26 protein-coding genes are annotated in these 26,671 nt (G+C 57.0%); 15 read left to right on the forward strand and 11 right to left on the reverse strand.

From position 1 onward, the window contains the following. Window positions 1–15 precede the first annotated feature (15 nt). The gene (tkt, locus tag D5067_RS06545) at window positions 16–2,004 is read right to left on the reverse strand and encodes a transketolase (protein WP_119937396.1); all 1,989 of its coding nucleotides are present in this window, start codon (window positions 2,002–2,004) and stop codon (window positions 16–18) included. Between the two features lie 19 nt (window positions 2,005–2,023). Further along, window positions 2,024–2,974: a transaldolase gene (gene tal / locus D5067_RS06550; RefSeq protein ID WP_119937395.1), complete on the reverse strand. Its 951-nt coding sequence runs from the start codon at window positions 2,972–2,974 to the stop codon at window positions 2,024–2,026. 290 nt (window positions 2,975–3,264) lie between these two features. Between tal and maeB the strand changes: the two genes are divergently transcribed. Beyond that, the gene (gene maeB, locus D5067_RS06555) at window positions 3,265–5,544 is read left to right on the forward strand and encodes an NADP-dependent oxaloacetate-decarboxylating malate dehydrogenase (protein WP_119937393.1); all 2,280 of its coding nucleotides are present in this window, start codon (window positions 3,265–3,267) and stop codon (window positions 5,542–5,544) included. Between the two features lie 95 nt (window positions 5,545–5,639). Here the strand turns inward: maeB and hemF are convergent, their stop codons facing one another. Together hemF and amiA are read right to left on the reverse strand one after the other, a co-directional pair. Then, complete coding sequence (gene hemF, locus D5067_RS06560; RefSeq protein WP_119937392.1) at window positions 5,640–6,539, reverse strand: oxygen-dependent coproporphyrinogen oxidase; 900 nt, start codon at window positions 6,537–6,539, stop codon at window positions 5,640–5,642. Continuing rightward, window positions 6,539–7,414: an N-acetylmuramoyl-L-alanine amidase AmiA gene (gene amiA / locus D5067_RS06565; RefSeq protein ID WP_119937391.1), complete on the reverse strand. Its 876-nt coding sequence runs from the start codon at window positions 7,412–7,414 to the stop codon at window positions 6,539–6,541. The genes hemF and amiA overlap by 1 nt, the downstream gene beginning before the upstream one ends. A 212-nt stretch (window positions 7,415–7,626) precedes the next feature. Between amiA and D5067_RS06570 the strand changes: the two genes are divergently transcribed. From D5067_RS06570 to pdxK, 10 genes are all read left to right on the forward strand, one after another. After that, a complete protein-coding gene (locus tag D5067_RS06570; RefSeq protein WP_119937390.1) occupies window positions 7,627–8,052 on the forward strand; it encodes a GNAT family acetyltransferase in 426 nt (141 codons plus the stop codon). Continuing rightward, window positions 8,039–8,488 (forward strand): DUF2919 domain-containing protein, encoded by a 450-nt coding sequence (locus D5067_RS06575; protein WP_119937389.1) that lies wholly within the window; start codon window positions 8,039–8,041, stop codon window positions 8,486–8,488. The genes D5067_RS06570 and D5067_RS06575 overlap by 14 nt, the downstream gene beginning before the upstream one ends. Window positions 8,489–8,550: 62 nt before the next feature. Continuing rightward, window positions 8,551–9,126, forward strand: a complete 576-nt coding sequence (locus D5067_RS06580; RefSeq protein ID WP_119937388.1) for an RpoE-regulated lipoprotein — start codon at window positions 8,551–8,553, stop codon at window positions 9,124–9,126. Between the two features lie 92 nt (window positions 9,127–9,218). Beyond that, complete coding sequence (locus tag D5067_RS06585; protein ID WP_119937387.1) at window positions 9,219–10,118, forward strand: Dyp-type peroxidase; 900 nt, start codon at window positions 9,219–9,221, stop codon at window positions 10,116–10,118. Window positions 10,119–10,280: 162 nt separating this feature from the next. Next, a complete protein-coding gene (locus D5067_RS06590) occupies window positions 10,281–11,294 on the forward strand; it encodes a sulfate ABC transporter substrate-binding protein (RefSeq protein ID WP_119937386.1) in 1,014 nt (337 codons plus the stop codon). Next, complete coding sequence (gene cysT / locus D5067_RS06595; protein WP_119937385.1) at window positions 11,294–12,127, forward strand: sulfate/thiosulfate ABC transporter permease CysT; 834 nt, start codon at window positions 11,294–11,296, stop codon at window positions 12,125–12,127. Before D5067_RS06590 ends, cysT begins: the two co-directional genes overlap by 1 nt. Beyond that, entirely contained in the window at window positions 12,127–13,002 is an 876-nt protein-coding gene (cysW, locus tag D5067_RS06600; RefSeq protein WP_119937384.1) for a sulfate/thiosulfate ABC transporter permease CysW, read from the forward strand. Before cysT ends, cysW begins: the two co-directional genes overlap by 1 nt. Further along, window positions 12,992–14,086 (forward strand): sulfate/thiosulfate ABC transporter ATP-binding protein CysA, encoded by a 1,095-nt coding sequence (gene cysA / locus D5067_RS06605; protein ID WP_119937383.1) that lies wholly within the window; start codon window positions 12,992–12,994, stop codon window positions 14,084–14,086. Before cysW ends, cysA begins: the two co-directional genes overlap by 11 nt. Before the next feature lie 118 nt (window positions 14,087–14,204). Then, window positions 14,205–15,116 (forward strand): cysteine synthase CysM, encoded by a 912-nt coding sequence (gene cysM, locus D5067_RS06610; RefSeq protein ID WP_119937382.1) that lies wholly within the window; start codon window positions 14,205–14,207, stop codon window positions 15,114–15,116. 5 nt (window positions 15,117–15,121) lie between these two features. Beyond that, window positions 15,122–15,958: a pyridoxine/pyridoxal/pyridoxamine kinase gene (pdxK, locus tag D5067_RS06615; RefSeq protein WP_119937381.1), complete on the forward strand. Its 837-nt coding sequence runs from the start codon at window positions 15,122–15,124 to the stop codon at window positions 15,956–15,958. Window positions 15,959–16,002: 44 nt separating this feature from the next. Here the strand turns inward: pdxK and crr are convergent, their stop codons facing one another. The 5 genes from crr to cysZ form a co-directional block, all read right to left on the reverse strand. Beyond that, entirely contained in the window at window positions 16,003–16,512 is a 510-nt protein-coding gene (gene crr, locus D5067_RS06620; RefSeq protein WP_003861316.1) for a PTS glucose transporter subunit IIA, read from the reverse strand. Between the two features lie 40 nt (window positions 16,513–16,552). Further along, complete coding sequence (ptsI, locus tag D5067_RS06625; protein ID WP_119937380.1) at window positions 16,553–18,280, reverse strand: phosphoenolpyruvate-protein phosphotransferase PtsI; 1,728 nt, start codon at window positions 18,278–18,280, stop codon at window positions 16,553–16,555. 44 nt (window positions 18,281–18,324) lie between these two features. Next, window positions 18,325–18,582 (reverse strand): phosphocarrier protein Hpr, encoded by a 258-nt coding sequence (ptsH, locus tag D5067_RS06630; RefSeq protein ID WP_000487600.1) that lies wholly within the window; start codon window positions 18,580–18,582, stop codon window positions 18,325–18,327. A 317-nt stretch (window positions 18,583–18,899) separates the two neighbouring features. After that, window positions 18,900–19,871: a cysteine synthase A gene (gene cysK, locus D5067_RS06635; RefSeq protein ID WP_119937378.1), complete on the reverse strand. Its 972-nt coding sequence runs from the start codon at window positions 19,869–19,871 to the stop codon at window positions 18,900–18,902. 163 nt (window positions 19,872–20,034) lie between these two features. After that, the gene (gene cysZ / locus D5067_RS06640) at window positions 20,035–20,796 is read right to left on the reverse strand and encodes a sulfate transporter CysZ (protein ID WP_119937377.1); all 762 of its coding nucleotides are present in this window, start codon (window positions 20,794–20,796) and stop codon (window positions 20,035–20,037) included. A 230-nt stretch (window positions 20,797–21,026) separates the two neighbouring features. Between cysZ and zipA the strand changes: the two genes are divergently transcribed. The 3 genes from zipA to D5067_RS06655 all read left to right on the forward strand — a co-directional run bounded on the left by zipA (window position 21,027) and on the right by D5067_RS06655 (window position 24,300). After that, window positions 21,027–21,998: a cell division protein ZipA gene (zipA, locus tag D5067_RS06645; protein ID WP_119937376.1), complete on the forward strand. Its 972-nt coding sequence runs from the start codon at window positions 21,027–21,029 to the stop codon at window positions 21,996–21,998. A gap of 69 nt (window positions 21,999–22,067) precedes the next feature. Further along, a complete protein-coding gene (ligA, locus tag D5067_RS06650; RefSeq protein WP_119937375.1) occupies window positions 22,068–24,083 on the forward strand; it encodes an NAD-dependent DNA ligase LigA in 2,016 nt (671 codons plus the stop codon). Window position 24,084: 1 nt separating this feature from the next. After that, complete coding sequence (locus tag D5067_RS06655; protein WP_003861328.1) at window positions 24,085–24,300, forward strand: DUF3820 family protein; 216 nt, start codon at window positions 24,085–24,087, stop codon at window positions 24,298–24,300. Here D5067_RS06655 and D5067_RS06660 read toward each other — a convergent pair. Then, on the reverse strand, window positions 24,297–25,292 hold the full coding sequence (locus tag D5067_RS06660) for a bile acid:sodium symporter family protein (protein WP_119937374.1): 996 nt from the start codon (window positions 25,290–25,292) through the stop codon (window positions 24,297–24,299). The two genes, D5067_RS06655 and D5067_RS06660, sit on opposite strands and share 4 nt — an antisense overlap. A gap of 89 nt (window positions 25,293–25,381) precedes the next feature. On the opposite strand from D5067_RS06660, the gene D5067_RS06665 reads away from it, so the two are divergent. Then, entirely contained in the window at window positions 25,382–26,323 is a 942-nt protein-coding gene (locus D5067_RS06665; RefSeq protein WP_119937373.1) for a LysR family transcriptional regulator, read from the forward strand. On the opposite strand, the gene D5067_RS06670 is transcribed toward D5067_RS06665, so the two are convergent. After that, complete coding sequence (locus D5067_RS06670; protein WP_119937372.1) at window positions 26,314–26,655, reverse strand: FlxA-like family protein; 342 nt, start codon at window positions 26,653–26,655, stop codon at window positions 26,314–26,316. The two genes, D5067_RS06665 and D5067_RS06670, sit on opposite strands and share 10 nt — an antisense overlap. Window positions 26,656–26,671 lie beyond the last annotated feature (16 nt).

Raw genomic sequence — 26,671 nt, forward strand, 5'->3', positions numbered from 1 at the left:
GGCACGCTGGCCGGACTAGATCACGCTCAGCGCCTTCTCCACCACGTTCTCAACGGTGAAGCCGAAGTACGGGAACAGCTTGTCGGCAGGAGCCGATTCACCGTAACCGCGCATGCCGACAATCGCCCCTTTCAGCCCGACATATTTGTACCAGTAGTCGGCAATACCCGCTTCCACCGCCACGCGCGCCGCGACGTTAGAAGGCAGAACCGATTCCCGATACGCCTCGTCCTGCGCGTCGAAGATGTCCGTTGAGGGCAGGGAAACCACGCGCACGGCGTGTCCTTCGGCAGTCAGCTTCTCTGCCGCCTTTACGGTGATCTCAATTTCGGAACCGGTCGCAATCAGGATAACGTCCGGCTTGCCGCCGCTGTCCTTCAGGATATACCCGCCGCGGGCGATATTTTTAACCTGCTCCGGCGTGCGCTCAATCTGCGCCAGATTCTGACGCGACAGGATCAGCGCAGTTGGGCCGGTATGCCGTTCCACCGCCAGCTTCCAGCCGACCGCCGCTTCTACCTGATCGCACGGGCGCCAGGTGCTGAAGTTTGGCGTCAGGCGCAGGCTTGCCAGCTGTTCAACCGCCTGGTGCGTAGGTCCATCTTCGCCCAGCCCGATGGAGTCGTGGGTGTAGACCATAATCTGCCGCGCCTTCATCAGCGCCGCCATGCGCGCCGCGTTACGGGCGTACTCGACAAACATCAGGAAGGTGGCGGTGTACGGTACAAAGCCGCCGTGGTGGGCGATACCGTTGGCAATCGCGGTCATACCGAACTCGCGTACGCCGTAGTGGATGTAGTTCCCGGCGATATCCTCTTTAAGCGATTTCGAGCCGGACCAGATGGTCAGGTTGCTCGGGGCCAGATCCGCCGAGCCGCCCAGCAGCTCGGGCAGGATAGGGCCAATCGCGTTCAGGGTATTTTGCGACGCCTTGCGGGTAGCGATTTTCGCCGGGTTGGACTGCAGGTTTTCAATCAGCGCCTGGGTTTTATCCTCCCAGTCTTCCGGCAGTCCGCCGCTCATGCGGCGGGTAAACTCGGCGGCCAGGTCCGGGTGCGCTTTTTTGTAGGCGGAAAACTTCTCGTTCCATGACTGCTGCGCTTTTTCACCCGTTTCGCGGGCGTCCCAGGCTTTATAGATCTCTTTCGGGATCTCGAACGGCGGGTGCTTCCAGCCCAGCTTCTGCCGGGTCAGCGCCACTTCCTCTTCGCCCAGCGCCGCGCCGTGCGCCTCTTCTTTACCCGCTTTGTTCGGCGAGCCGAAGCCGATGGTGGTACGGCAGATAATCAGGGAGGGTTTATCCTTCACGCTCTGCGCTTCCTGTATCGCTTTTTTCACCGCCTCAGGATCGTGCCCGTCAATTTCATGCACCACGTGCCAGTGGTAGGCCTCGAAGCGTTTCGCCGTGTCGTCGGTAAACCAGCCTTCGGTTTCGCCGTCGATGGAAATGCCGTTGTGATCGTAGAAGCCGATCAGCTTGCCCAGCCCCAGCGTGCCCGCCAGCGAGCAGACCTCGTGAGAGATCCCTTCCATCAGACAGCCGTCACCCATAAATACATAGGTGTAGTGGTCAACAATTTCGTGTTCCGGCTGGTTGAACTGCGCGGCCAGCGTGCGTTCGGCAATCGCCAGCCCGACGGCATTCGCCAGACCCTGGCCCAGCGGGCCGGTGGTAGTTTCCACGCCCGGCGTATAGCCAAGCTCCGGGTGACCCGGCGTTTTAGAGTGCAGCTGGCGGAAGTTTTTCAGCTCTTCAAGCGGCAGATCGTAGCCTGAAAGATGCAGCAGGCTGTAGAGCAGCATTGAGGCGTGGCCGTTAGAGAGAATGAAGCGGTCTCGGTCATACCAGGTGGGATCGGTCGGGTTATGCTTCAGGAAGTCGTTCCACAGCACTTCGGCAATGTCTGCCATGCCCATGGGGGCGCCAGGGTGGCCGGAATTGGCTTTTTGCACGGCATCCATGCTGAGGGCGCGAATGGCATTGGCGAGCTCTTTACGGGACATAGTTCACTCCATGGCAAGGTTAAAGTTTGGCGGCAAGAAGGTCTTCAAGTTTGCGCTGATCGACGGCGAACTGGCGGATGCCGTCCGCGAGCTTGTCGACGGCCATTGCGTCCTGATTATGCTCCCAGCGGAACTCCGCTTCCGTCATGGCTTTGGGTTTTGGCAATACGGTTGAGGTGGGCACCAGCTTGCGGACCACCGTTTCGTCGCTGTCCTGCAGCTTTTTCAGCAGGTCAGGGGAGATGGTCAGGCGGTCGCAGCCCGCGAGCGCCAGGATCTGCTCGGTGCGGCGGAAGCTCGCCCCCATCACGATGGTTTCGTAGCGATGCTGCTTATAGTAGTCGTAGATATTACGAACCGATTTCACGCCCGGGTCTTCGTCCACCACGTACGGGTCCATCGGCTGCTTCGCCTGATACCAGTCGTAGATGCGCCCGACGAAAGGCGATACGAGGAACACGCCCGCTTCGGCGCAGGCGCGCGCCTGGGCAAACGAGAACAGCAGCGTCAGGTTGCAGTGGATCCCCTCTTTTTCCAGCACCTCGGCGGCGCGTATGCCTTCCCAGGTGGACGCCAGCTTGATCAAAATACGGGATTTGTCGATCCCCTGCTCCTGGTAAAGTTCGACCAGGCGGCGAGCCTTGTTAATGCTCTTTTCCCGATCGAATGACAGGCGGGCATCGACTTCGGTTGAGACCCGCCCCGGGATGCTTTTCAGAATTTCCGCACCGATATTTACCGCCAGTTTGTCGCTGGCCTCGGCAACCTGCTGCTCCTGAGTCCTGCCGCGCTGTTTGCCATAGGCAATGGCGTCATCGATCAGGTGGCTGAAATGATCTAGCCCGGCCGCTTTCAGCAGCAGCGACGGGTTAGTGGTCGCATCCTCGGGCTGATAGTGCCGAATGGACTCGATATCGCCGCTGTCGGCGACCACGGTGGTGAATTGTTTGATGCCGTCTAGCTGGTTCATAAATAATTACTCCTTGGAAATAAAAGAGTTAGTCGAGTGCGTTAGTTCACACTTCTGCGAAAATCATGATGGACTTAACAAAAAAGCATAGCAGACGGGGGAGGCATTGCTTTCTGAGACGGGTAACATGGTTGTTATAAATTGATAACAATTTTTGCTCTGCAATGGTGAGAGTTTGGCAACCTTCAAAGTTTAGACGGCCGCCTGCGGCGATACTATGCGGCACTCCGGGGTGTGCATAGGAACGTCAACATCACCCTTTTTGACCGAAACGTGAAAGGAATAACAAGATGGATGATCAGTTAAAACAAAGTGCCCTCGATTTTCACGAGTTCCCTGTCCCAGGCAAAATTCAGGTCTCCCCAACCAAACCCCTGGCGACCCAGCGCGATCTGGCGCTGGCCTACTCGCCGGGCGTGGCAGCTCCGTGTCTTGAGATCGAAAAAGACCCGCTCGCCGCCTATAAATACACCGCGCGCGGCAACCTCGTGGCGGTTATCTCTAACGGCACGGCGGTGCTGGGGCTGGGCAATATTGGCGCGCTGGCCGGTAAGCCGGTGATGGAAGGGAAGGGGGTTCTGTTCAAGAAATTCGCCGGTATCGACGTGTTTGATATTGAAGTGGACGAGCTGGATCCTGACAAATTCATCAACGTGGTGGCCGCGCTGGAGCCGACCTTCGGCGGTATTAACCTGGAAGACATTAAAGCGCCGGAATGTTTCTACATCGAGCAGAAGCTGCGCGAGCGTATGAACATTCCCGTGTTCCATGATGACCAGCACGGCACGGCGATCATCAGCACCGCCGCCATTCTTAACGGCCTGCGCGTGGTGGAGAAGAACCTCTCCGACGTGCGCATGGTGGTGTCCGGCGCGGGGGCAGCGGCGATTGCCTGTATGAACCTGCTGGTGGCGCTGGGCATGCAGAAGCACAACATTGTGGTCTGCGACTCCAAAGGGGTTATCTATAAAGACCGCGAGCCGAACATGGCGGAAACCAAGGCGGCGTATGCGGTAGATGACGACGGTAAACGCACGCTGGACGACGTGATCGACGGCGCGGATATCTTCCTCGGCTGTTCAGGCCCGAAAGTGCTGACCCAGGAGATGGTGCAGAAGATGGCGCGCGCGCCACTGATTCTGGCGCTGGCCAACCCGGAGCCGGAAATTCTGCCGCCGCTGGCGAAAGCGGTGCGTGAAGACGCCATTATCTGTACCGGACGTTCGGACTACCCGAACCAGGTTAACAACGTGCTCTGCTTCCCGTTCATCTTCCGCGGCGCGCTGGACGTCGGCGCAACGGCAATCAACGAAGAGATGAAGCTCGCTGCCGTTCACGCGATTGCCGAGCTGGCCCACGCCGAGCAGAGCGAAGTGGTGGCGTCCGCGTACGGCGATCAGGATCTGAGCTTCGGACCGGACTACATCATTCCGAAACCGTTCGACCCGCGCCTGATCGTCAAAATTGCGCCAGCCGTGGCCAAAGCGGCGATGGACTCCGGCGTGGCGACGCGTCCGATTCAGGACTTCGATGCCTACGTGGATAAGCTCACCGAGTTTGTCTACAAAACTAATCTGTTCATGAAGCCGATCTTCTCTCAGGCGCGCGCCGACGCAAAACGCGTGGTGCTGGCAGAAGGGGAAGAGGTGCGCGTGCTGCACGCCACGCAGGAGCTGATCACCTTAGGCCTGGCGAAGCCGATCCTGATTGGCCGTCCGAGCGTCATCGAGATGCGCATTCAGAAGCTGGGGCTGCAGATCAAGCCGGGCGTCGACTTTGAGATCGTCAACAACGAATCCGATCCGCGCTTCAAAGAGTACTGGAACGAGTACTACGCGATCATGAAGCGTCGCGGGATCACCCAGGAGCAGGCGCAGAAAGCGGTCATCAGCAATACCACGGTGATCGGCGCGATCATGGTTCATCGCGGCGAGGCGGATGCGCTGATCTGCGGCACTATCGGCGATTACCACGAGCACTTCAGCGTGGTGCAGGAGATCTTCGGCTATCGCGACGGCGTCCATACCGCCGGGGCGATGAACGCACTGCTGCTGCCGAGCGGCAACACCTTTATTGCCGATACCTACGTCAACGACGATCCTACGCCGGATGAGCTGGCGGAGATCACCGTCATGGCGGCGGAAACCGTGCGTCGCTTCGGCATCGAGCCGAAGGTGGCGCTGCTGTCGCACTCTAACTTTGGTTCATCGAAATCCGCGGCGGCCTGCAAAATGCGCCAGACGCTGGAGCTGGTGCGCGAGCGCGCGCCGGAGCTAATGATTGACGGTGAGATGCACGGCGACGCCGCGCTGGTGGAGAGCATTCGTAACGAACGCATGCCGGACAGCCCGCTGAAAGGCTCGGCGAACGTGCTGATTATGCCAAACGTGGAGGCGGCGCGTATCAGCTATAACCTGCTGCGCGTCTCCAGCTCTGAAGGGGTAACCGTTGGGCCGGTGCTGATGGGGGTATCAAAACCGGTGCATGTGCTAACGCCGATTGCCTCGGTGCGCCGTATCGTGAACATGGTGGCGCTGGCGGTGGTTGAGGCGCAGACGCAGCCTCTGTAATTAACCCTACCCCTCACCCTAACCCTCTCCCCTGAGGGGAGAGGGGATTTGTACTCCCTCTCCCTTTGGGAGAGGGCCGGGGTGAGGGGTAAGGGTTACACCCAGTCCCGAACCTCAATAAACTCCCTCAAGGCAGCCTCCGGGCTGCCTTCTTTTGGCTCAAAACTGTACTCCCAGCGCACCAGCGGCGGCATCGACATTAAAATCGACTCCGTGCGCCCGCCGGTCTGCAGGCCGAACAGCGTCCCGCGATCCCACACCAGGTTGAACTCCACGTAGCGACCGCGGCGGTAAAGCTGGAACTCACGCTCGCGCACGCCGTAACCGGTGTTTTTGCGTCGCTCAACGATGGGCAGATACGCGTCGGTGAAACCTTTGCCTACCGCCTGCATAAAGCCGAACGCGGTGTCAAAATCTGGCGTGTTGAGATCGTCAAAGAACAGCCCGCCGATGCCGCGCTGCTCGTCCCGGTGCTTCAGGTAGAAGTAGTCGTCGCACCACTTTTTGTATTTCGGGTAGACGTCTTCTCCGAACGGCAGGCAAAGGTCGCGGGCGGTGCTGTGCCAGTGGACCGCATCCTCGTCAAAGCCGTAGAAAGGGGTAAGGTCGAAACCGCCGCCAAACCACCAGACCGGATCGGCGCCCGGCTTTTCCGCAATGAAAAAGCGCACGTTGGCGTGGCTGGTCGGCACAAACGGATTATGAGGATGCACCACCAGCGAGACGCCCATTGCTTCGAAGCTGCGGCCCGCCAGCTCAGGGCGGTGCGCGGTGGCAGACGCTGGCATCGCATCTCCGTGAACGTGGGAGAAGTTGACGCCCGCCTGTTCAAAGATGCCGCCATTGCGCAGCACGCGGCTGCGGCCGCCTCCGCCCGCTTCCCGCTGCCAGCTATCTTCCTGGAATTCACCGCCGTCTGCGGCGGTCAGTTTCTGGCAAATCTCGTCCTGCAGCTGCAGCAGGAAGGCTTTAACCAGCTGTGCATTAGGTTTCATCAACGTTTCCTGGAGTGCGCTTTCTGGTTATCGAACCAGTTGAAGTAGCTGATAATGCCGGAGGCAATCGCGTTGGCGATCTTCTGGCGAAACGCGGTGGTGCCGAGCAGCCGCTCTTCTTCCGGGTTGGTAATAAAGGACGTTTCCACCAGCACGGACGGAATGGAAGGCGATTTCAGTACCACAAACGCCGCCTGTTCCGTGCCTTTGCTGTGCAGACGGTGCACCGGCTTAATCTTTTTCAGAATGTGCGAGCCGAGCGTCAGGCTGTTCTTGATGGTGTCCGTCTGCACGAGGTCAAACAGTACCTGCTGCAGCAGATGGTCTTTGTCGGTGGCTTTCTTTCCGGCAACCTCATCCGCGCGGTTTTCACGGTCGGAGAGGTATTTTGCCATGGCGCTACTGGCGCCGCGGTTTGAAAGCGCAAACACCGACGCGCCCGCCGCAGAAGGGTTCGTAAAGCCGTCGGCGTGGATCGACATAAACAGATCGGCGCCGTGCTTGTGGGCAATCTCCACGCGGTCGTACAGCGGAATGAAGGTGTCGCCAGAGCGCGTCAGGCGGGCGTCAATGCCGTTGCTGCGTAAAATTGCGCGCACGTTTTTTGCAATCGCCAGCACGACGTGTTTTTCTTTCGAACCGTTTTTGCCGATAGCGCCGGTATCAATACCACCGTGGCCCGGATCGAGCATCACCATGCGCTTTGCGCCTGATTTTTTGGCTTTCGGTTTACTGTGTCCATTACTGGTTTTAAGCGTGCTCTCGTCTTTTGCCTGAGCCTGCTTTGCGATGCCTGTTAACGTTAAGGCCGCCAGCCCCGCTTTGAGAACCTGACGACGCGATGTGAGTGCTTTTAATGGTTTGAATGTGCTCATGCGGCCTGAATAGTAAAAATTGCGATCCTGGTGTTATATCGTATCGTGAATACCGTTACGACAGTCCTTATTGATAATTGTTTTACTTTTCATTTCAATACGTGACAAAGTGACATTATGCCAAATTTTGGTGAGATTTTCTCCGCATATTGGCTAACGGCGGTGTTCGGGCCATAATCACTGTTTTTAAACCTGAAAAGGCGGTTAATACCATGGAGATACGCGTTTTTCGCCAGGAAGATTTCGAAGAGGTGATCACCCTTTGGGAGCGCTGCGATCTGCTGCGTCCGTGGAACGATCCGGAGATGGACATCGAGCGTAAGCTGAATCACGACGTGAGTCTGTTTCTGGTCGCGGAAGTGAACGGTGAGGTGGTCGGTACGGTGATGGGCGGCTATGACGGCCACCGCGGCTCGGCCTACTACCTGGGCGTTCACCCCGAATACCGTGCCCGTGGCATTGCCAACGCGCTGCTTAATCGTCTGGAAAAGAAACTCATTGCCCGCGGCTGCCCGAAAATTCAGATCATGGTGCGGGAAGATAACGACGTGGTGCTGGGCATGTATGAACGCCTGGGCTACGAGCATTCTGACGTGCTGACGCTGGGTAAGCGTTTGATCGAAGATGAAGAGTATTGAGTTTTACCCTGGCGACTACGATGGCAACGGCCGTCTGCGCCTGCCTTTTATGTTCTGGTGCGTTCTGCTGTTGCAGGCGCGAACCTGGGTGCTCTTCGTGATGGCCGGGGCGTCGCGCGGGCAGGGCGACACGCTGCTGAGCCTTTTCTACCCTGACCACGACGCGTTCTGGCTGGGGCTACTGCCCGGCGTGCCGGCGGTTCTGGCATTTCTCTGCAGCGGTAGACGCCACCTCATTCCACGCCTGTGGGCCGCGCTTCGCTGGCTGCTAATCGTCGCTCAACTTGCGCTGCTGTGCTGGCAGCCGGTGCTCTGGCTGTACGGTGAGCCCCTCTCAGGTATAGGCATTGCGCTGGTGGTTGCGGATATTGTGGCGCTGCTGTGGCTGCTCACCAACCCGCGTCTGCGCGCCTGTTTTGCGCAAGAGAAAGATTAAGCGGCACTTTTTGCCGATGCTGTACTCCAACAAGCGTTGAATTAACAAGAAAGGACGTTTCAATGAAATCGCTGCGTTTACTTTTATGCGCTCTTCCGCTGGCGTTAACCGGCTGTTCGACGCTCTCCTCCATTAACTGGTCTGCAGCGTATCCGTGGAACTGGTTCGGTTCTTCCACCGAAGTGACCGAGCAGGGCGTAGGAAAAATTACCGCGTCAACCGCGCTCGATCAGGACGCCATTCAGGATGCCCTGAGCAGCGACTACCGCCTGCGTAGCGGCATGAAAACGGAAAATGGCAACATCGTGCGTTACTTCGAAGCGCTTAAGGGCGACAGGCTGGCGCTGGTGATTAACGGTGATAAAGGTACGGTAAACCGCATTGCGGTGATGGATGAAGACATTCCGACGTCGGGCGGGGTGAAAGTGGGAACGCCGTTTGGCGATCTTTATAAACAGGCTTTCGGCAACTGCACCAGCGCGCCGTCTGACGACAAGGTGGCAGTGGAATGTAAGGCTGAGGGCAGCCAGCACATCACCTATCTGTTCACCGGAGAGTGGAGCGGCCCGGAAGGGTTAATGCCTTCCGACGACACGCTGAAAAGCTGGAAAGTGAGCCAAATTATCTGGAAGCAGTAATTTGCGCCTGAACAAACCGCCTCGCTGAAATCCGGGTATAATAGCCGCCATCAATGCCACGCTGTCGTGGCATCTTTATTTCAGGAGGAGCGATGTCTCAGGTTCAGAGTGGCATTTTGCCAGAACATTGCCGCGCGGCGATTTGGATTGAAGCCAATGTGAAAGGGGATGTGGATGCCCTGCGTGCGGCCAGCAAGGTTTTCGTGGATAAACTGGCCACCTTCCAGGCCAAATTCCCTGATGCCCACCTGGGCGCGGTGGTTGCCTTTGGCAACAACGTCTGGCGCCAGCTGAGCGGCGGTGAAGGGGCGGAAGAGCTGAAGGACTTCATTCCCTACGGCAAGGGCCTTGCGCCAGCCACCCAGTACGACGTGCTGATCCATATTCTCTCCCTGCGTCACGACGTGAACTTCTCGGTTGCGCAGGCGGCGATGGAAGCCTTTGGCGACAGCATCGACGTGCAGGAAGAAGTCCACGGTTTCCGCTGGGTAGAAGAGCGCGATCTGAGCGGCTTCGTCGACGGGACTGAAAACCCGGCGGGTGAAGAGATCCGCCGCGACGTAGCGGTCATCAAAGACGGCGTGGACGCGGGCGGCAGCTACGTATTCGTTCAGCGCTGGGAGCACAACCTCAAGCAGCTTAACCGCATGAGCGTGCACGATCAGGAGATGATGATTGGCCGCACTAAAGAGGCCAATGAAGAGATTGACGGCGACGACCGTCCTGTCACCTCTCACCTGACCCGCGTAGACCTTAAGGAAGACGGCAAAGGGCTGAAGATTGTCCGCCAGAGCCTGCCGTACGGTACGGCAAGCGGCACGCACGGCCTCTACTTCTGCGCCTACTGCGCGCGCCTCTACAACATTGAGCAGCAGCTGCTGAGCATGTTCGGCGATACCGACGGCAAGCGCGACGCCATGCTGCGCTTCACCAAACCGGTGACCGGCGGCTACTACTTCGCACCGTCCGTTGAGCGCCTGCTGGCGCTTTAACACCCCTCACCCTCACCCTCTCCCCAAAGGGGAGAGGGGATTAATGCCTTATTCCCTTTTCTGCTTGTAAATCACCAAACGGTATATAAAACCGTTACTCCTTTGGTACTCGTTATAAATATTATGACCATAAGATAGTCATCACATTTATAAGGGTGCGCAATGGCCGTTACTGTACTGAAAAAAGGATCTCTGGCGCTGGCGGGTTTACTGCTGGTGGCGCAGGCGCAGGCAACCGAGCTGCTCAACAGTTCCTATGATGTATCCCGCGAGCTGTTTGCCGCCCTTAATCCGCAGTTTGAACAGCAGTGGGCGAAAGACAATAACGGCGACAAGCTCACCATCAAACAGTCTCACGCGGGTTCATCCAAGCAGGCGCTGGCGATCCTGCAGGGGCTGAAGGCGGATGTGGTGACCTATAACCAGGTAACCGACGTGCAGATCCTGCATGACAAAGGCAAGCTTATACCGGCGGACTGGCAGAGCCGACTGCCGAACAACAGCTCGCCGTTCTACTCCACCATGGGCTTCCTGGTGCGTAAGGGCAACCCGAAGAATATCCACGACTGGAACGACCTGGTGCGTTCTGACGTGAAGCTGATTTTCCCGAATCCAAAAACCTCCGGCAACGCGCGCTACACCTATCTGGCGGCGTGGGGCGCGGCGGATAAAGCTGACGGTAACGATAAAGCGAAGACCGAGCAGTTCATGACCCAGTTCCTGAAAAACGTCGAAGTGTTTGATACCGGCGGCCGTGGGGCGACGACAACCTTTGCCGAGCGCGGCCTGGGCGACGTGCTGATCAGCTTTGAATCCGAAGTGAACAATATTCGTAAACAGTATGAAGCGCAGGGCTTTGAGGTGGTAATCCCGAAAACCAACATCCTGGCCGAGTTCCCGGTCGCATGGGTGGATAAAAACGTCGAAGCCAACGGCACGGAGAAGGCGGCAAAAGCCTACCTGAACTATCTCTATAGCCCGCAGGCGCAGACCGTGATCACCGATTACTACTACCGCGTCAACAACCCGGCCGTGATGGACAAGCTGAAGGACAAATTCCCGCAGACCGACCTGTTCCGCGTGGAAGATCATTTTGGCGCTTGGCCTGAGGTGATGAAAACGCATTTTGCCAGCGGCGGTGAGCTGGACAAACTGCTGGCGGCGGGGCGTAAGTAATGTTTGCAGTGTCCTCCAGACGCGTGCTGCCGGGCTTTACCTTAAGCCTCGGGACCAGCCTGCTGTTCGTCTGTCTGATTTTGCTGTTACCGCTCAGCGCGCTGGTGGTCCAGATCTCTGAAATGAGCTGGGCGCAGTACTGGGACGTGGTAACCAACCCACAGGTGGTGGCGGCCTATAAGGTCACGCTGCTGTCGGCGTTTGTGGCCTCGATCTTCAACGGCGTGTTCGGCCTGCTGATGGCGTGGATTTTAACCCGCTATCGCTTTCCGGGCCGCACGCTGCTCGACGCGTTAATGGATCTGCCGTTTGCGCTGCCGACGGCGGTGGCCGGCTTAACCCTGGCGTCGCTCTTCTCCGTGAACGGTTTTTACGGCGAGTGGCTGGCGAAGTTTGATATCAAAGTGACCTACACCTGGCTCGGTATCGCGGTGGCGATGGCCTTTACCAGCATCCCCTTTGTGGTGCGTACCGTTCAGCCGGTGCTGGAAGAGCTAGGTCCGGAATATGAAGAAGCGGCGGAAACGCTGGGCGCTACGCGCTGGCAGAGCTTCCGTAAGGTTGTCCTGCCGGAGCTCTCTCCGGCACTGCTCGCGGGCGTGGCGCTCTCTTTCACCCGCAGCCTCGGCGAGTTTGGCGCGGTGATCTTTATCGCCGGGAACATCGCGTGGAAAACAGAAGTGACCTCGCTGATGATTTTCGTCCGTTTGCAGGAGTTTGATTATCCGGCGGCGAGCGCGATTGCCTCGGTGATCCTTGCCGCGTCGCTGCTGCTGCTGTTCTCAATCAACACTCTGCAAAGTCGATTTGGTCGACGCGTGGTAGGTCATTAATGGCGGAAGTGACTCAATTGAAGCGCTATGACGCACCCCGTATCAACTGGGGAAAATGGTTTCTGATTGGCACGGGGGTGCTGGTATCGGCGTTCATTCTCGTGGTGCCGATGGTGTACATCTTTGTTCAGGCCTTCAGCAAAGGGATCATGCCCGCGCTGCAAAACCTGGCCGACCCGGACATGCTGCACGCCATCTGGCTGACGGTGATGATTGCACTGATTACCGTACCGGTGAATCTGGTCTTTGGCGTGCTGCTGGCCTGGCTGGTGACGCGCTTTGACTTCCCGGGCCGCCAGCTGCTGTTGACCCTGCTGGATATTCCGTTTGCGGTATCGCCGGTGGTGGCCGGTCTGGTTTACCTGCTCTTTTACGGTTCGAATGGCCCGCTTGGCGGCTGGCTGGACGAGCACAATCTGCAAATTATGTTCGCCTGGCCGGGCATGGTTCTGGTGACCGTCTTCGTAACCTGTCCGTTTGTGGTGCGCGAGCTGGTGCCGGTCATGCTAAGCCAGGGCAGCCATGAAGATGAAGCGGCCGTACTGCTGGGCGCTTCCGGCTGGCAGATGTTCCGCCGCGTCACGCTGCCGAACATTCGCTGGGCGCTGCTCTACGGCGTGGTGCTGACCAACGCCCGCGCGATTGGTGAGTTTGGCGCCGTGTCGGTGGTATCCGGCTCCATTCGCGGCGAAACCCTGTCGCTGCCGCTGCAGATTGAACTACTGGAACAGGACTACAATAGCGTCGGTTCCTTTACTGCCGCAGCGTTGCTGACGCTGATGGCGATTTTGACCCTGTTTTTAAAGAGTGTGGTGCAGTGGCGTTTAGAGAATCAGGAAAAACGTCAGCATCAGGAGGGAAATCATGAGCATTGAGATTGCCAATATTAAGAAGTCTTTTGGTCGCACCCAGGTGCTGAATGATATCTCGCTGGATATCCCTTCCGGACAAATGGTAGCGCTGCTGGGGCCGTCTGGTTCGGGCAAAACCACGCTGCTGCGTATTATCGCCGGGCTTGAGCATCAGACCAGCGGGCATATCCGCTTTCACGGTACCGACGTGAGCCGCCTGCATGCCCGTGATCGTAAGGTCGGCTTTGTGTTCCAGCACTACGCGCTGTTCCGCCACATGACCGTGTTCGACAACATCGCGTTTGGCCTGACCGTATTGCCTAAGCGCGAGCGGCCAAACGCGGCCGCCATCAAGGCGAAAGTGACCAAACTGCTGGAGATGGTGCAGCTTGCCCATCTGGCGGATCGCTTCCCGGCTCAGCTTTCCGGCGGGCAGAAGCAGCGCGTAGCGCTTGCCCGCGCCCTGGCCGTTGAGCCGCAAATTCTGCTGCTGGATGAACCCTTCGGCGCGCTGGATGCCCAGGTGCGTAAAGAGCTGCGCCGCTGGCTGCGCCAGCTGCACGAGGAGCTGAAGTTCACCAGCGTCTTCGTAACCCACGATCAGGAAGAGGCGATGGAGGTCGCTGACCGCGTGGTGGTGATGAGCCAGGGCAACATCGAACAGGTGGACGAGCCTGAGCAGCTCTGGCGTGAACCGGCCACCCGCTTCGTGCTCGAGTTTATGGGGGAAGTGAACCGTATGCAGGGCACCATTCGCGGCGGTCAGTTCCACGTGGGGGCACACCGCTGGCCGCTGGGCTATACCGCTGCGTATCAGGGGCCGGTCGATCTGTTCCTGCGCCCGTGGGAAGTGGACGTAAGCCGCCGTACCAGCCTGGATTCTCCGCTGCCGGTGCAGGTGCTGGAAGCTAGCCCTAAAGGGCATTACACCCAATTGGTGGTACAGCCGCTGGGCTGGTATACCGAGCCGCTGACCGTGGTCATGCGCGACGACGTGCCGCCGCACCGGGGCGAGCGCCTGTTTGTTGGGCTGCAGCATGCCCGTATTTATCACGGCAACGAGCGTATCGAGATGCGCGAGGATATTGCTCTGGCGGAGTCAGCCTGATAGGTTATTAGGATGTTTATCGCCCGGTGGCGCTGCGCTGACCGGGCCTACAGCTAAAACTGCGTCTTGTAGGCCGGGTAAGCGAAGCGCCACCCGGCTTTTTTATTGAGTAAAAATCGTGAATACACTCGAACACACCATCGGCAACACGCCTCTGGTCAAGCTTCAGCGCATGGGGCCAGACAACGGTAGCGAAATCTGGGTCAAACTTGAAGGCAACAACCCGGCGGGGTCGGTGAAAGACCGTGCGGCGCTGTCGATGATTGTCCAGGCCGAAAAACGCGGCGAGATAAAGCCTGGCGACGTGCTGATTGAGGCGACAAGCGGCAACACCGGTATTGCGCTGGCGATGATTGCCGCGCTGAAAGGCTACCGCATGAAGCTCCTGATGCCGGACAACATGAGCCAGGAGCGTCGGGCAGCGATGCGCGCCTACGGCGCAGAGCTGATTCTGGTGACCAAAGAGCAGGGAATGGAGGGCGCGCGCGACCTGGCGTTGTCCATGTCTCAGTACGGCGAAGGTAAGCTGCTGGACCAGTTCAACAATCCGGATAACCCGTACGCCCACTACACCACGACCGGCCCGGAAATCTGGCAGCAGACAGGCGGGCGTATCACCCACTTTGTCTCCAGCATGGGGACGACCGGCACCATTACCGGCGTATCGCGTTTTCTGCGCGAGCAGGAAAAAGCCGTCACCATTGTCGGCCTGCAGCCGGAAGAGGGGAGCAGCATTCCCGGCATTCGCCGCTGGCCCGCAGAGTACATGCCGGGCATTTTTAATGCCCAGCTTGTGGATCAGGTGCTGGATCTTCACCAGCGCGAGGCGGAAAATACCATGCGTGAACTGGCCGTGCGTGAGGGCATCTTCTGCGGCGTCAGTTCTGGCGGCGCGGTAGCGGGGGCAATTCGGGTAGCTAACGCAAGCCCGGGTGCGGTGGTGGTGGCGATTATCTGCGATCGCGGCGATCGCTACCTGTCTACCGGCGTGTTTGGTGAAGAGAGTTATTCGCAGGGGGCGGGGATTTAAGCGTCATGGAGATGATTTTATTCCGGGATAAAACCCGGGCGCAGCAAACCGATATTGTCGCGGTGCAGTCGCAGGTGGTGTACGGCAGCGTGGGGAACAGCATCGCGGTGCCGAATATTCGCACCCATCAGCTGAACGTCACGGCGGTGCCGACGGTACTGTTCAGCAACACGCCGCACTATGACACCTTCTACGGCGGGGTGATCCCCGACGAGTGGTTCAGCGGCTATCTGAAGGCGCTTGAAGAACGTGAGATTTTACGCGAACTAAAGGCGGTCACGACCGGCTATATGGGCAGCGCGAGCCAGATTGAACTCCTGGCAATGTGGCTTAAGGCCATTAAAATGCAGCATCCTGACCTGCCGGTGCTGGTCGACCCGGTGATGGGCGATATCGACAGCGGGATGTACGTTAAGCCCGAGATCCCCGAAGCGTATCGGGAGCATCTGCTGCCGCTGGCGCAGGGCATTACGCCGAACGTATTTGAGCTTGAGGTGTTAAGCGGGAAAGCGTGCCGAACGCCGGAAAGCGCCATCGCCGCCGCGCAGGGGCTGCTCTCTGACTCGCTGAAGTGGGTTGCGATCACCAGCGCACCGGTAGCCGATGACCCGGAAAATATTCACGTGGTGCTGGTCACCAAAGAGGGTATTACGGTAAGTGCGCACCCGCGCGTAGAGACGGATCTGAAGGGGACGGGCGATCTCTTCTGCTCGGAGCTGGTAAGCGGTATTGTCGAAGGGAAAATCGTTGCGGATGCCATTCGTCTTGCGGGGGACCGCGTCACCGAGGTGATGGTCTACACGCATGAAAAAGGCTACGACGAGCTTATCCTGCCGGCATAAACAAAAATGGCGCCCGAAGGCGCCATTTCTTTGTGCGGCAAGAATTACTTCTTGATGCGGATAACCGGGGTTTCACCCACGGTCACGCTGCCGGACAGTTTGATCAGTTCTTTGATTTCGTCCATGTTGGAGATAACAACCGGAGTCAGGGTAGACTTCGCTTTTTCTTCCAGCAGTGGCAGATCGAATTCAATCACCGGGTCGCCAACTTTAACGCGCTGGCCTTCTTCCGCGATACGCTTGAAGCCTTCGCCTTTCAGTTCAACGGTGTCGATACCGAAGTGAACGAACAGCTCGATACCGCTATCAGATTCGATAGAGAACGCATGGTTGGTTTCAAAAATTTTACCGATGGTGCCGTCAACTGGAGCAACCATTTTGTTGCCAGTTGGTTTGATAGCAATGCCATCACCAACGATTTTCTCAGCAAACACTACATCCGGCACGTCTTCAATGTTGACGATCTCGCCAGAGAGCGGAGCAACAATCTCAATAGTTCCGGAGTCTTTTTTATCATCAGAAACCAGAGATTTCAGTTTATCGAACAAACCCATGATCTTCTCCTAAGCAGTAAATTGGGCCGCATCTCGTGGATTAGCAGATTGTTTTTTCTTCAATGAACTTGTTAACCAGCGTCATTAACTCGTCCGTTGTCGGTTGAGCAAGAGCCTGCTCTGCTAATACCTTCGCATCTTCGAAGTTCGTGTTACGGATAATCTTCTTGATGCGCGGGATGGAAATGGCGCTCATAGAGAATTCGTCCAGACCCATACCCAGCAACAGAAGTGTAGCACGTTCGTCGCCTGCAAGCTCACCGCACATGCCAGTCCATTTACCTTCTGCATGAGAAGCATCAATAACTTGCTTAATAAGCGTCAGTACGGACGGTGACATCGGCTGGTAGAGATGTGAAATCATATCATTACCACGGTCAACTGCCAGGGTGTACTGCGTTAAATCATTGGTGCCGATACTAAAGAAATCAACTTCTTTGGCTAAATGACGCGCAATGGTCGCGGCTGCCGGTGTTTCCACCATCACGCCCACTTCGATTGACTCGTCAAACGCTTTACCTTCGTCGCGCAGTTCCTGTTTGTAGATTTCGATCTCTTTCTTCAGTGCACGCACTTCTTCAACAGAGATGATCATCGGGAACATGATGCGCAGCTTACCGAAAGCGGAGGCACGCAGAATAGCGCGAACCTGGTCACGCAGGATCTCTTTGCGATCCATAGCGATACGCACTGCACGCCAGCCCAGGAACGGGTTCTCTTCTTTCGGGAAGTTCATGTACGGCAGCTCTTTGTCGCCGCCGATGTCCATGGTACGGACGATAACTGCCTGAGAGCCACAGGCTTCAGCCACGGCTTTGTACGCAGCGAACTGCTCTTCTTCAGTTGGCAGGGCGTCACGGTCCATGAACAGGAATTCAGTACGATACAGACCCACACCTTCCGCACCGTTGCGCTCAGCGCCGTCAACGTCACGTACGGTACCGATGTTCGCGCACACTTCTACCTGATGGCCGTCCAGCGTGATAGCTGGCAGGTCTTTCAGTTTAGCGAGTTCCGCTTTCTCGGTGGCAACCTGCTCCTGAACGGCGCGCAGCTGCTCGATCTCTTCGTTAGTTGGGTTGACGTAAACCAGGTTGTTTACGGCATCCAGAATCAGATAGTCGTCGTTTTTCACCTGAGAGGTCACACTACCGGTACCCACAATGGCAGGCAGTTCAAGAGAACGCGCCATGATTGAGGTGTGGGAAGTACGGCCACCTGCATCAGTGATGAAACCCAGCACCTTGTTCAGGTTCAGCTGTGCGGTTTCGGACGGGGTCAGGTCGGCGGCAACCAGGATTACTTCGTCCTGAATGGAGCTCAGGTCGATGATGGCCAGACCCAGGATGTTGCGCAGCAGGCGCTTACCGATGTCACGTACGTCAGCCGCACGCTCTTTCAGGTATTCGTCATCCAGTTCTTCCAGGGCAGTTGCCTGACCTTCGATAACTTCATGCGCAGCCGCGTCGGCCGTCATGCCTTTATCTTTAATCAGGGCTATGATTTCCTGCTCCAGCTCCTCATCTTCAAGCAGCATGATATGCCCTTCGAAGATGGCTTCTTTTTCTTCACCGAAAGTTTCGCCAGCTTTAGTCTTGATGGTTTCCAGTTGCGCAGATGCCTTGGCACGACCGCTCAGAAAACGTTCAACTTCCTGATCAACCTTGTCGGCAGAAATTTTTTTCCGGTCGATGACGATCTCGTCTTCTTTCAGCAGCAGTGCTTTGCCGAAAGCGATACCCGGGGATGCTAAAATGCCTGAAATCATAACCCTACCTTACTTGTGACTGATATTGAAAAGAACCCGGAAACTTACTCGAGCTCAGCCATCAGCTTAACCAGATGCTCAACTGCTTTCTGCTCGTCTTCACCTTCCGCAGAGATGGTGACTACGGTGCCCTGAGTCAGGCCCAGAGTCTGCAGTTTGAACAGGCTCTTAGCGCTAGCGCTTTTGCCGTTGGAAGTTACAGTGATTTCAGAAGTGAAGCCTTTCGCTTCTTTAACAAACTGAGCAGCAGGGCGGGTGTGCAGACCGTTCGGAGCGGTAATGGTAACTTCTTGCTGGAACATTGTATTTCCCCAACTTATAGGTTTAGTGTTGTGGAACTAAAGTCTAGCCTGGCGGCTTCACTTTAGCCTGTATTGTTAGCGCTGACGTTTCAATCGTCATTAAACATTATGCAGCGAAAGCAAGACTTGAACCAAATCATAAAATCGATTCAGCAAGGCAATTTCGTTCACTGATTAATTTCACGCTTCAAAATAATTGCTGGTTTAAATACCAGACCCAACGGGGTGAATCAATGGCAGGAGGGGTAAAACTTTGAAGCAGGCCACAAAAAAGCACCCAAAAAGGTGCTTTTTTACGCGTTTTTAACATGCTGGCATTACTGTTGCAGTTCTTTCTCAGTAAAGAGATCCGCAAACAGCGCCGTGCTTAAGTAACGCTCACCCGAGGAAGGCAGGATAACCACAATATTCTTATTGGTAAAGGTTTCATCTTCCTGAAGTTTGAGCGCGGCCGCAACGGCAGCACCGGAAGAGATACCTGCCAGAATACCCTCTTCGTCCATCAGGCGACGGGCGGTAGAGATGGCTTCTTCGTTGGTGATGGCAACAACCTTATCAATCAGCTTGAGATCCAGGTTTCCCGGGATGAAGCCCGCGCCGATGCCCTGAATTTTGTGCGGGCCTGGCTTCAGTTCTTCACCCGCCAGCGCCTGCGCGATAACCGGTGAGTCAGTTGGCTCAACGGCTACGGTAATCAACTCTTTTTTGCCTTTTGTGCCTTTAATATAGCGAGACACGCCGGTCAGCGTACCGCCGGTACCTACGCCGGAGATAAACACGTCAACCTGGCCGTCAGTATCTTCCCAGATTTCCGGGCCGGTGGTCTTTTCGTGAATTTCCGGGTTAGCCGGGTTGCTGAACTGCTGAAGCAGCAGATATTTTGCCGGATCGCTGGCTACAATTTCCTCGGCTTTCTGAATGGCACCTTTCATACCCTTCGCGCCTTCGGTCAGGACCAGATTCGCGCCGAGCGCCTTCAGCAGCTTGCGGCGCTCGATGCTCATGGTCTCAGGCATGGTTAGCGTCAGCTTGTAGCCGCGGGCCGCCGCAACGTAGGCCAGCGCAATACCGGTGTTACCGCTGGTTGGCTCAACCAGCTCAACGCCCGGCTTCAGAACGCCACGTTTTTCAGCATCCCAAATCATGTTTGCACCGATACGGCATTTCACGCTGAAGCTCGGGTTACGTGATTCGACCTTCGCCAGGATGCGTCCATTACCGATACGGTTCAGTCGAACCAGGGGCGTATGACCGATAGTCAGCGAGTTGTCTTCATAAATCTTACTCATGGCCTGTCCTTAACTGTATGAAATTGGGATACCGACCCAGCATACCTGTTGAATAAGTATGGGGAAGTAAGGAATTCGCATATCTATATGCTGCAAGGAAATAATGGGGATCAGTATGGAATAAGGGGCGGCATAAGCCACCCCTGTTTTACACATTTTTGCATTACTTCCATAACGCGTGCTTAGCACGGTAGCAGTCCACCCACATCGCCGTCGCACCGCATACGGCGACCGGCATGATGAACAGATTCAGGAACGGGATCATGGTGAACAGGCTGGTCAGCGCGCCAAACTGCATATTCGCCACTTTCTGCGTGCGCAGGGCGGTGCGCATCTCTTTGAACGGGACCTTGTGGTTATCGAACGGATAGTCGCAGTACTGAATGGCGAGCATCCACGCGCTGAACAGGAACCACAGCACAGGGGCGACCGTCTGGCCAATGCCCGGGACGAAATAGAGGATCAGCAGCACAATCGCCCGGGGAAGGTACCAGGCAAATTTTTGCCATTCACGCTTCATGATGCGCGGGAGGTCTTTCATGATCCCAAGAATGCCCGTATCGGGCGGCGTGGCGCCGGTCAGGCGTGCTTCAAGCTGTTCGGCCAGCAGGCCGTTAAACGGCGCGGCTATCCAGTTTGCGATTGTCGAGAAGAAATAGCCAAAGACCAGCAGCACGGAGATAACCACGATCGGCCACAGCAGATAGCTCAGCCACTGCAGCCAGTCCGGCACATGGCTCATGATGGCGGGCACCCAGCTTTCCAGTTTGGTAAACAGCCACCAGAAGGCACCGCCCATCAGAACGATGTTGATCAACAAAGGGAGGATGACGAAGCGTCGAATGCCCGGTAGAGAGACAAGTTTCCAGCCCTGAGAAAAATACCAGACGCCGCTGCGCGGAGATGAAGAAGATGATGAAACCATAGCCAGGCTGTACTCCTTTTTACACAACCAGTGGAATTGCTCGCCTATATTATCCAGTTACGAACCAATGACCAGTTCGGAAATGTTCGAAAAAACAGCAAAAAGCACGTTTTAGCGCATCTTTATGCTGTGAATGCTCTGCACGCACTTGCACTTGACGTAAACGGCAAATACTCTTAGTGAGTAAATGTTTGCCGTGGTGGCAAGGTGTTAGAACAACAGAGAATATAATGATGCAGGATTTGCGTCTGATATTAATCATTGTTGGCGCGATCGCCATAATCGCTTTACTGGTGCATGGTTTCTGGACCAGTCGTAAAGAGCGCTCTTCTATGTTTCGCGATCGCCCACTGAAGCGCATGAAGTCCAGTCGTGGTGACGATGACGTAGAAGACGACATCGTCGGCAGCGAAGACGACGGCGTGGGTGAAGTGCGTGTTCATCGGGTCAATACTGCGCCCGGCGCAGCTCATGGGGAGCATGACGCCCCCCGCGCTCCGCAGCACCAGTATCAACCGCCGTACGCTTCTGCACAGCCGCGCCAGCCCGCGCCGCAGCCTGTGGAAGAGCCGGTGCGTCAGCCGCCGCAACAGCCTGTGCATCAGCAGCCTGCTGCGCCGCAGCCGATACAACAGCCGGTACAACAGCAGCCCGTGCAGCAGCCTCCGCAGCCGGTTCAACAGCCTGTTCATGTGCAGCCTGAGCCTGCGCCACAGCCCGCGCCACTCGTTGAGCCTGAGCCGGTTGTCGAGCCAGCGCCCGTTGTGGAAAAACCACAGCGCAAAGAAACGGTGATCATCATGAACGTGGGTGCGCATCATGGCAGCCATCTGAACGGTGACGTGCTGCTTAACAGTATTGAACAGGCAGGCTTTAAGTTTGGCGACATGAATATTTTCCATCGTCATCTCAGCCCGGACGGTAGCGGCCCGGCTCTGTTTAGCCTGGCGAACATGGTTAACCCCGGCACGTTCGATCCGGAAATGACCGGTGATTTCGTGACGCCGGGCGTGACAATCTTTATGCAGGTGCCGTCCTACGGAGACGAACTGCAAAACTTCAAGCTGATGCTGCAGTCCGCTCAGCACATCGCCGACGAAGTCGGCGGCGTGGTACTCGACGATCAGCGTCGTATGATGACGCCGCAGAAGCTGCGCGAGTATCAGGACCGCATCCGCGAAGTTAAGGAAGCCAACGCGTAATCGTCGCGTTTACTTCATCTCCTCCTGAACCCCCGCATGTCGGGGGTTTTTTCTCATTGATGGTGCGATATGGACTCAATCGAACAACAACTCACTGAACTGCGAACCACGCTTCGCCATCATGAATATCTCTATCATGTTATGGACGCCCCGGAAGTACCGGATGCGGAGTATGACCGCCTGATGCGCGAGCTGCGCGAATTAGAGGCGCAGCACCCGGAGTTGGTAACGCCTGATTCTCCAACCCAGCGCGTCGGTGCAGAGCCTTTGGGGGCCTTCAGCCAGGTGCGCCACGAAGTGCCGATGCTGTCGCTGGATAACGTTTTTGATGAAGAGAGTTTCCTCGCGTTCAACAAGCGCGTGCAGGATCGTCTGAAGAGCAGCGATAGCCTTAGCTGGTGCTGCGAGCTGAAGCTGGACGGTCTGGCGGTGAGCATCCTTTATGAAAACGGCGTGCTGGTGCGTGCCGCCACGCGCGGTGATGGCACCACGGGTGAAGACATTACCACCAACGTGCGGACCATCCGCGCTATCCCGCTCAAATTGCGCGGTGAGAACATTCCAGCGCGTCTGGAAGTGCGTGGTGAAGTGTTCCTGCCGCAGGCGGGCTTTGAAAAAATTAATGAAGAAGCGCGACGCACCGGCGGGAAAGTGTTTGCTAACCCGCGTAACGCGGCGGCAGGTTCATTGCGCCAGCTCGACCCGCGCATTACCGCGAAGCGACCGCTTACTTTCTTCTGCTACGGCGTTGGTATTCTGGAGGGCGGCGAGCTGCCTGATACGCACCTTGGGCGCCTGCTGCAGTTTAAAGAGTGGGGGTTACCGGTAAGCAACCGCGTGCGGCTTTGCGATTCCCCGGAGGATGTGCTGGCGTTCTACCACAAGGTTGAAGAAGACCGGCCTACACTCGGCTTCGATATCGACGGCGTGGTGATCAAGGTCAACTCCCTTGCCTTACAGGAACAGCTCGGCTTTGTGGCGCGCGCGCCGCGCTGGGCGGTGGCCTTTAAGTTCCCGGCGCAGGAGCAGAAGACCTTTGTTCGCGACGTGGAGTTCCAGGTTGGCCGTACCGGGGCCATTACCCCGGTTGCCCGCCTGGAGCCGGTTCAGGTCGCCGGGGTGCTGGTGAGCAACGCCACGCTGCACAATGCCGATGAAATTGAACGCCTAGGCCTGCGCATTGGTGACAAAGTGGTGATTCGCCGCGCGGGAGACGTGATCCCTCAGGTGGTGAACGTCGTTGAGTCAGAGCGGCCCGAAGAGACGCGCGCTATTGAATTCCCGACGCACTGCCCGGTTTGCGGTTCAGACGTTGAGCGCGTAGAAGGCGAGGCAGTGACGCGCTGTACGGGCGGGTTAATCTGCGGCGCGCAGCGTAAAGAAGCGCTGAAGCACTTTGTATCCCGTCGCGCGATGGACGTCGACGGCATGGGCGACAAGATTATCGACCAGCTGGTTGAGAAAGAGTATGTCCATACGCCTGCGGATCTGTTCAGGCTGACGGCGGGCAAGCTGACCGGGCTTGACCGTATGGGGCCGAAATCGGCGCAGAACGTGGTTAACGCCCTGGAAGCGGCGAAAGAAACTACCTTTGCCCGCTTCCTCTATGCGCTGGGGATCCGTGAAGTAGGTGAAGCCACGGCCGCCGGGCTGGCGGCGTACTTTGGCACGCTGGACGCGCTGGAGAAAGCCAGCATTGAAGACCTGCAGAAAGTGCCTGACGTCGGCATCGTGGTTGCCACGCACGTTTTTAACTTTTTTGCGGAAGAGAGCAACCGTGAGGTGATCGGTAAGCTGCTGGAAGAGGGCATCAAATGGCCCGCGCCGGTGGTGGTCAACGCCGAAGAGATTGACAGCCCGTTTGCCGGGAAAACGGTGGTGCTGACCGGTAGCCTGAGCCAGCTTTCCCGCGATGACGCGAAGGCGCGCCTGGTGGCATTAGGGGCAAAAGTAGCGAGCAGCGTGTCGAAGAAAACCGATCTGGTGATCGCCGGGGAAGCCGCCGGTTCGAAGCTGGCAAAAGCCCAGGAGCTGGGTATCGACGTTATCGACGAAGCGGAAATGCTGCGCCTGTTAGGAGAGTAACGTGGAAAAAGAACAGCTCGTTGAGATCGCCAATACGGAAATGCCGTTCGGTAAGTACAAGGGCCGCAGGCTGATTGATTTACCGGAGGAGTATCTGCTGTGGTTTGCCCGTAAGGATGAATTTCCGGCCGGGCGGCTGGGCGAGCTGATGGCCATCACGCTGCTGATTAAAACCGAGGGGCTGACCCAGCTGGTTCAGCCCCTTAAGCGGCCTTAAGCCTTCGCGGCGCGGGCTTCTTCCTGCGCCAGCTTCTCCGTCTGGGCCTTGTAACGACGCGCCAGCACGGCGCAGACCATCAGCTGGATTTGATGGAATATCATCAGCGGCAGCACCATCATCCCAATCACTGAAGTCGGGAACAATATGTTGGCCATTGGTATGCCGTTCGCCAGGCTCTTTTTCGACCCGCAGAAGACAATGGTTATCTCATCCGCTTTATTGAAACCGCACCTGCGGGCCACAAACACGTTCACCGCAATCACAATCGCCAGCAGGACAATGCTGACCACCACGATAAACAGCAGCGAGCCTGCGCCCACCTTGTGCCAGATCCCATTCACTACCGCTTCGCTGAAGGCGGAATAGACCACCAGCAAAATGGACGTCTGGTCGGTTTTCGAGATCCACTTCTTGTGCTTCGCCACGAATGCGCCGGTCCATGGTCTGGACAGGTGCCCAAGGACAAACGGCAGCAGCAGCTGCAGACAGATGCGACCGACCTGCTCAAGATTGCCTTCTGCACCGTGCATGTTCATCAGCAGGCCAACCAGCAGCGGCGAAACAAATATCCCCAGCAGGCTGGAGGCTGAAGCCGAACAGACGGCGGCGGCAACGTTACCGCCCGCCAGCGAGGTAAAGGCAATCGCAGACTGAACGGTGGCTGGCAGAATGCACAGATAGAGGAAGCCGGTATACAGCGCCGGGTCGACGTTGACCGGTGCCCACCAGGCAAACAGCACGCCGAGTATCGGGAACAGAATGAAGGTGCTGCACATTACCCAGAGATGCAGACGCCAGTGACCGCCCCCCGCAATAATTGCCTCACGGGAGAGTTTGGCCCCGTGCATAAAGAACAGCAGGGCGATGGCCGCCGTAGTCAGCCCTTCAAAGAACGGAACAAAACCACCGCGCGCGGGGAAAAAGGAGGCCAGTAAAACGGTAACAATAAGGGTAAGCGTAAACGGATCGAGGATACGGAAGAGTTTCATAGTGACTCCTGAAATCAGATATCGCTATTGTGCTTTTTTCCCTTTGAGAAATAAAATCGATTTATTGCATCCATTGATGAATTAAACAGATGAATTATTCCCTACGTCAGCTTCGCGTATTTGTCACCGTCGCACAGGTCCGCAGCTTTAGCCGGGCAGGGGAGCGGATCGGCCTGAGCCAGTCCGCTGTGAGTCACAGCGTTAAGGAGCTCGAAACCCAAACGGGGGTAAAACTGCTCGACCGGACTACCCGCGAAGTGGTTCTTACCGAGGCGGGGCAGCAGCTGGCGACGCGTCTAGAGAGGCTTCTTGATGAGCTAAACAGCACGCTCAGGGACGTGGGGCGACTCGGGCAACAGCTTTCCGGTACCGTACGGGTGGCGGCGAGCCAGACGATCTCCGCGCATCTTATCCCGCAGTGCATTGCCGAGAGCAATCAACGCTACCCGGATATTGATTTTGTCCTGCATGACAGGCCCCAGCAGTGGGTGCTGGAGAGTATCCGTCAGGGGGATGTGGATTTTGGGATCGTTATCGATCCCGGTCCAGTGAGCGATCTTGAGTGCGAGGTTGTGCTTTCAGAGCCGTTTCTGCTGCTTTGTCGCGATGACGATCCGCTGGCAATGCTTCCGCAGGTGGACTGGCACGCTCTTGAGGGGGCAAACCTGGTGCTGCAGGACTACGCCTCAGGTAGCCGTCCGTTGATTGACGCAGCCCTGATCGAGATGGGGGTTCGGGCGACGATTGTGCAGGAGATTGGACACCCGGCGACGCTGTTTCCCATGGTTCAAGCGGGCATTGGTATCAGCGTGCTCCCGGCGCTGGCGTTACCTCTGCCGCAGGGAAGCCGCTTAACGGTGAAGCGTTTTGTTCCCTGTATTGAGCGCCAGCTGATGCTGGTTCGGCGTAAAAACCGCTCGCTTTCCGGGGCAGCAAATGCCTGCTGGGAGGTGGTGCGCATGCAGGCGCACCGGTTAATGGAGGCCCGCACGCGCGATCCGCTGTTTAGCGCGGCAGACAATCAGATATAAACATCAATCTGATGATCGGCTGACGGCTTGTTGACGCCTTCTTGCACGGCCTGCGCGTTTCCCTGCACCGGCATGGCTTCTTCTGCCTGCTGGCGCTGTAGCTGAGCCAGCTGTGCCTGCAGCATCGCCAGCTGTGACTGGAGTAGCTCCTCCTGCTTTTGTATCTCTTCTGGCGAGCCATCGCCGGTCGCCACCTCTTTTAACTGCTCGGTGACTTTGGTTATCTGTCTGGTCAGCTGGTTGATCCGGGAAGCGATGTCATTGCCGCCAGAGCTGTTATCAGCGCTGCCAATTTCCATTGCTAACATCGACACCGGTTTGAGGGTCGTCATATTGCGTTCCTTTTTC

The organism is Enterobacter huaxiensis, from assembly GCF_003594935.2.
In the GTDB taxonomy this organism is placed as follows: domain Bacteria; phylum Pseudomonadota; class Gammaproteobacteria; order Enterobacterales; family Enterobacteriaceae; genus Enterobacter; species Enterobacter huaxiensis.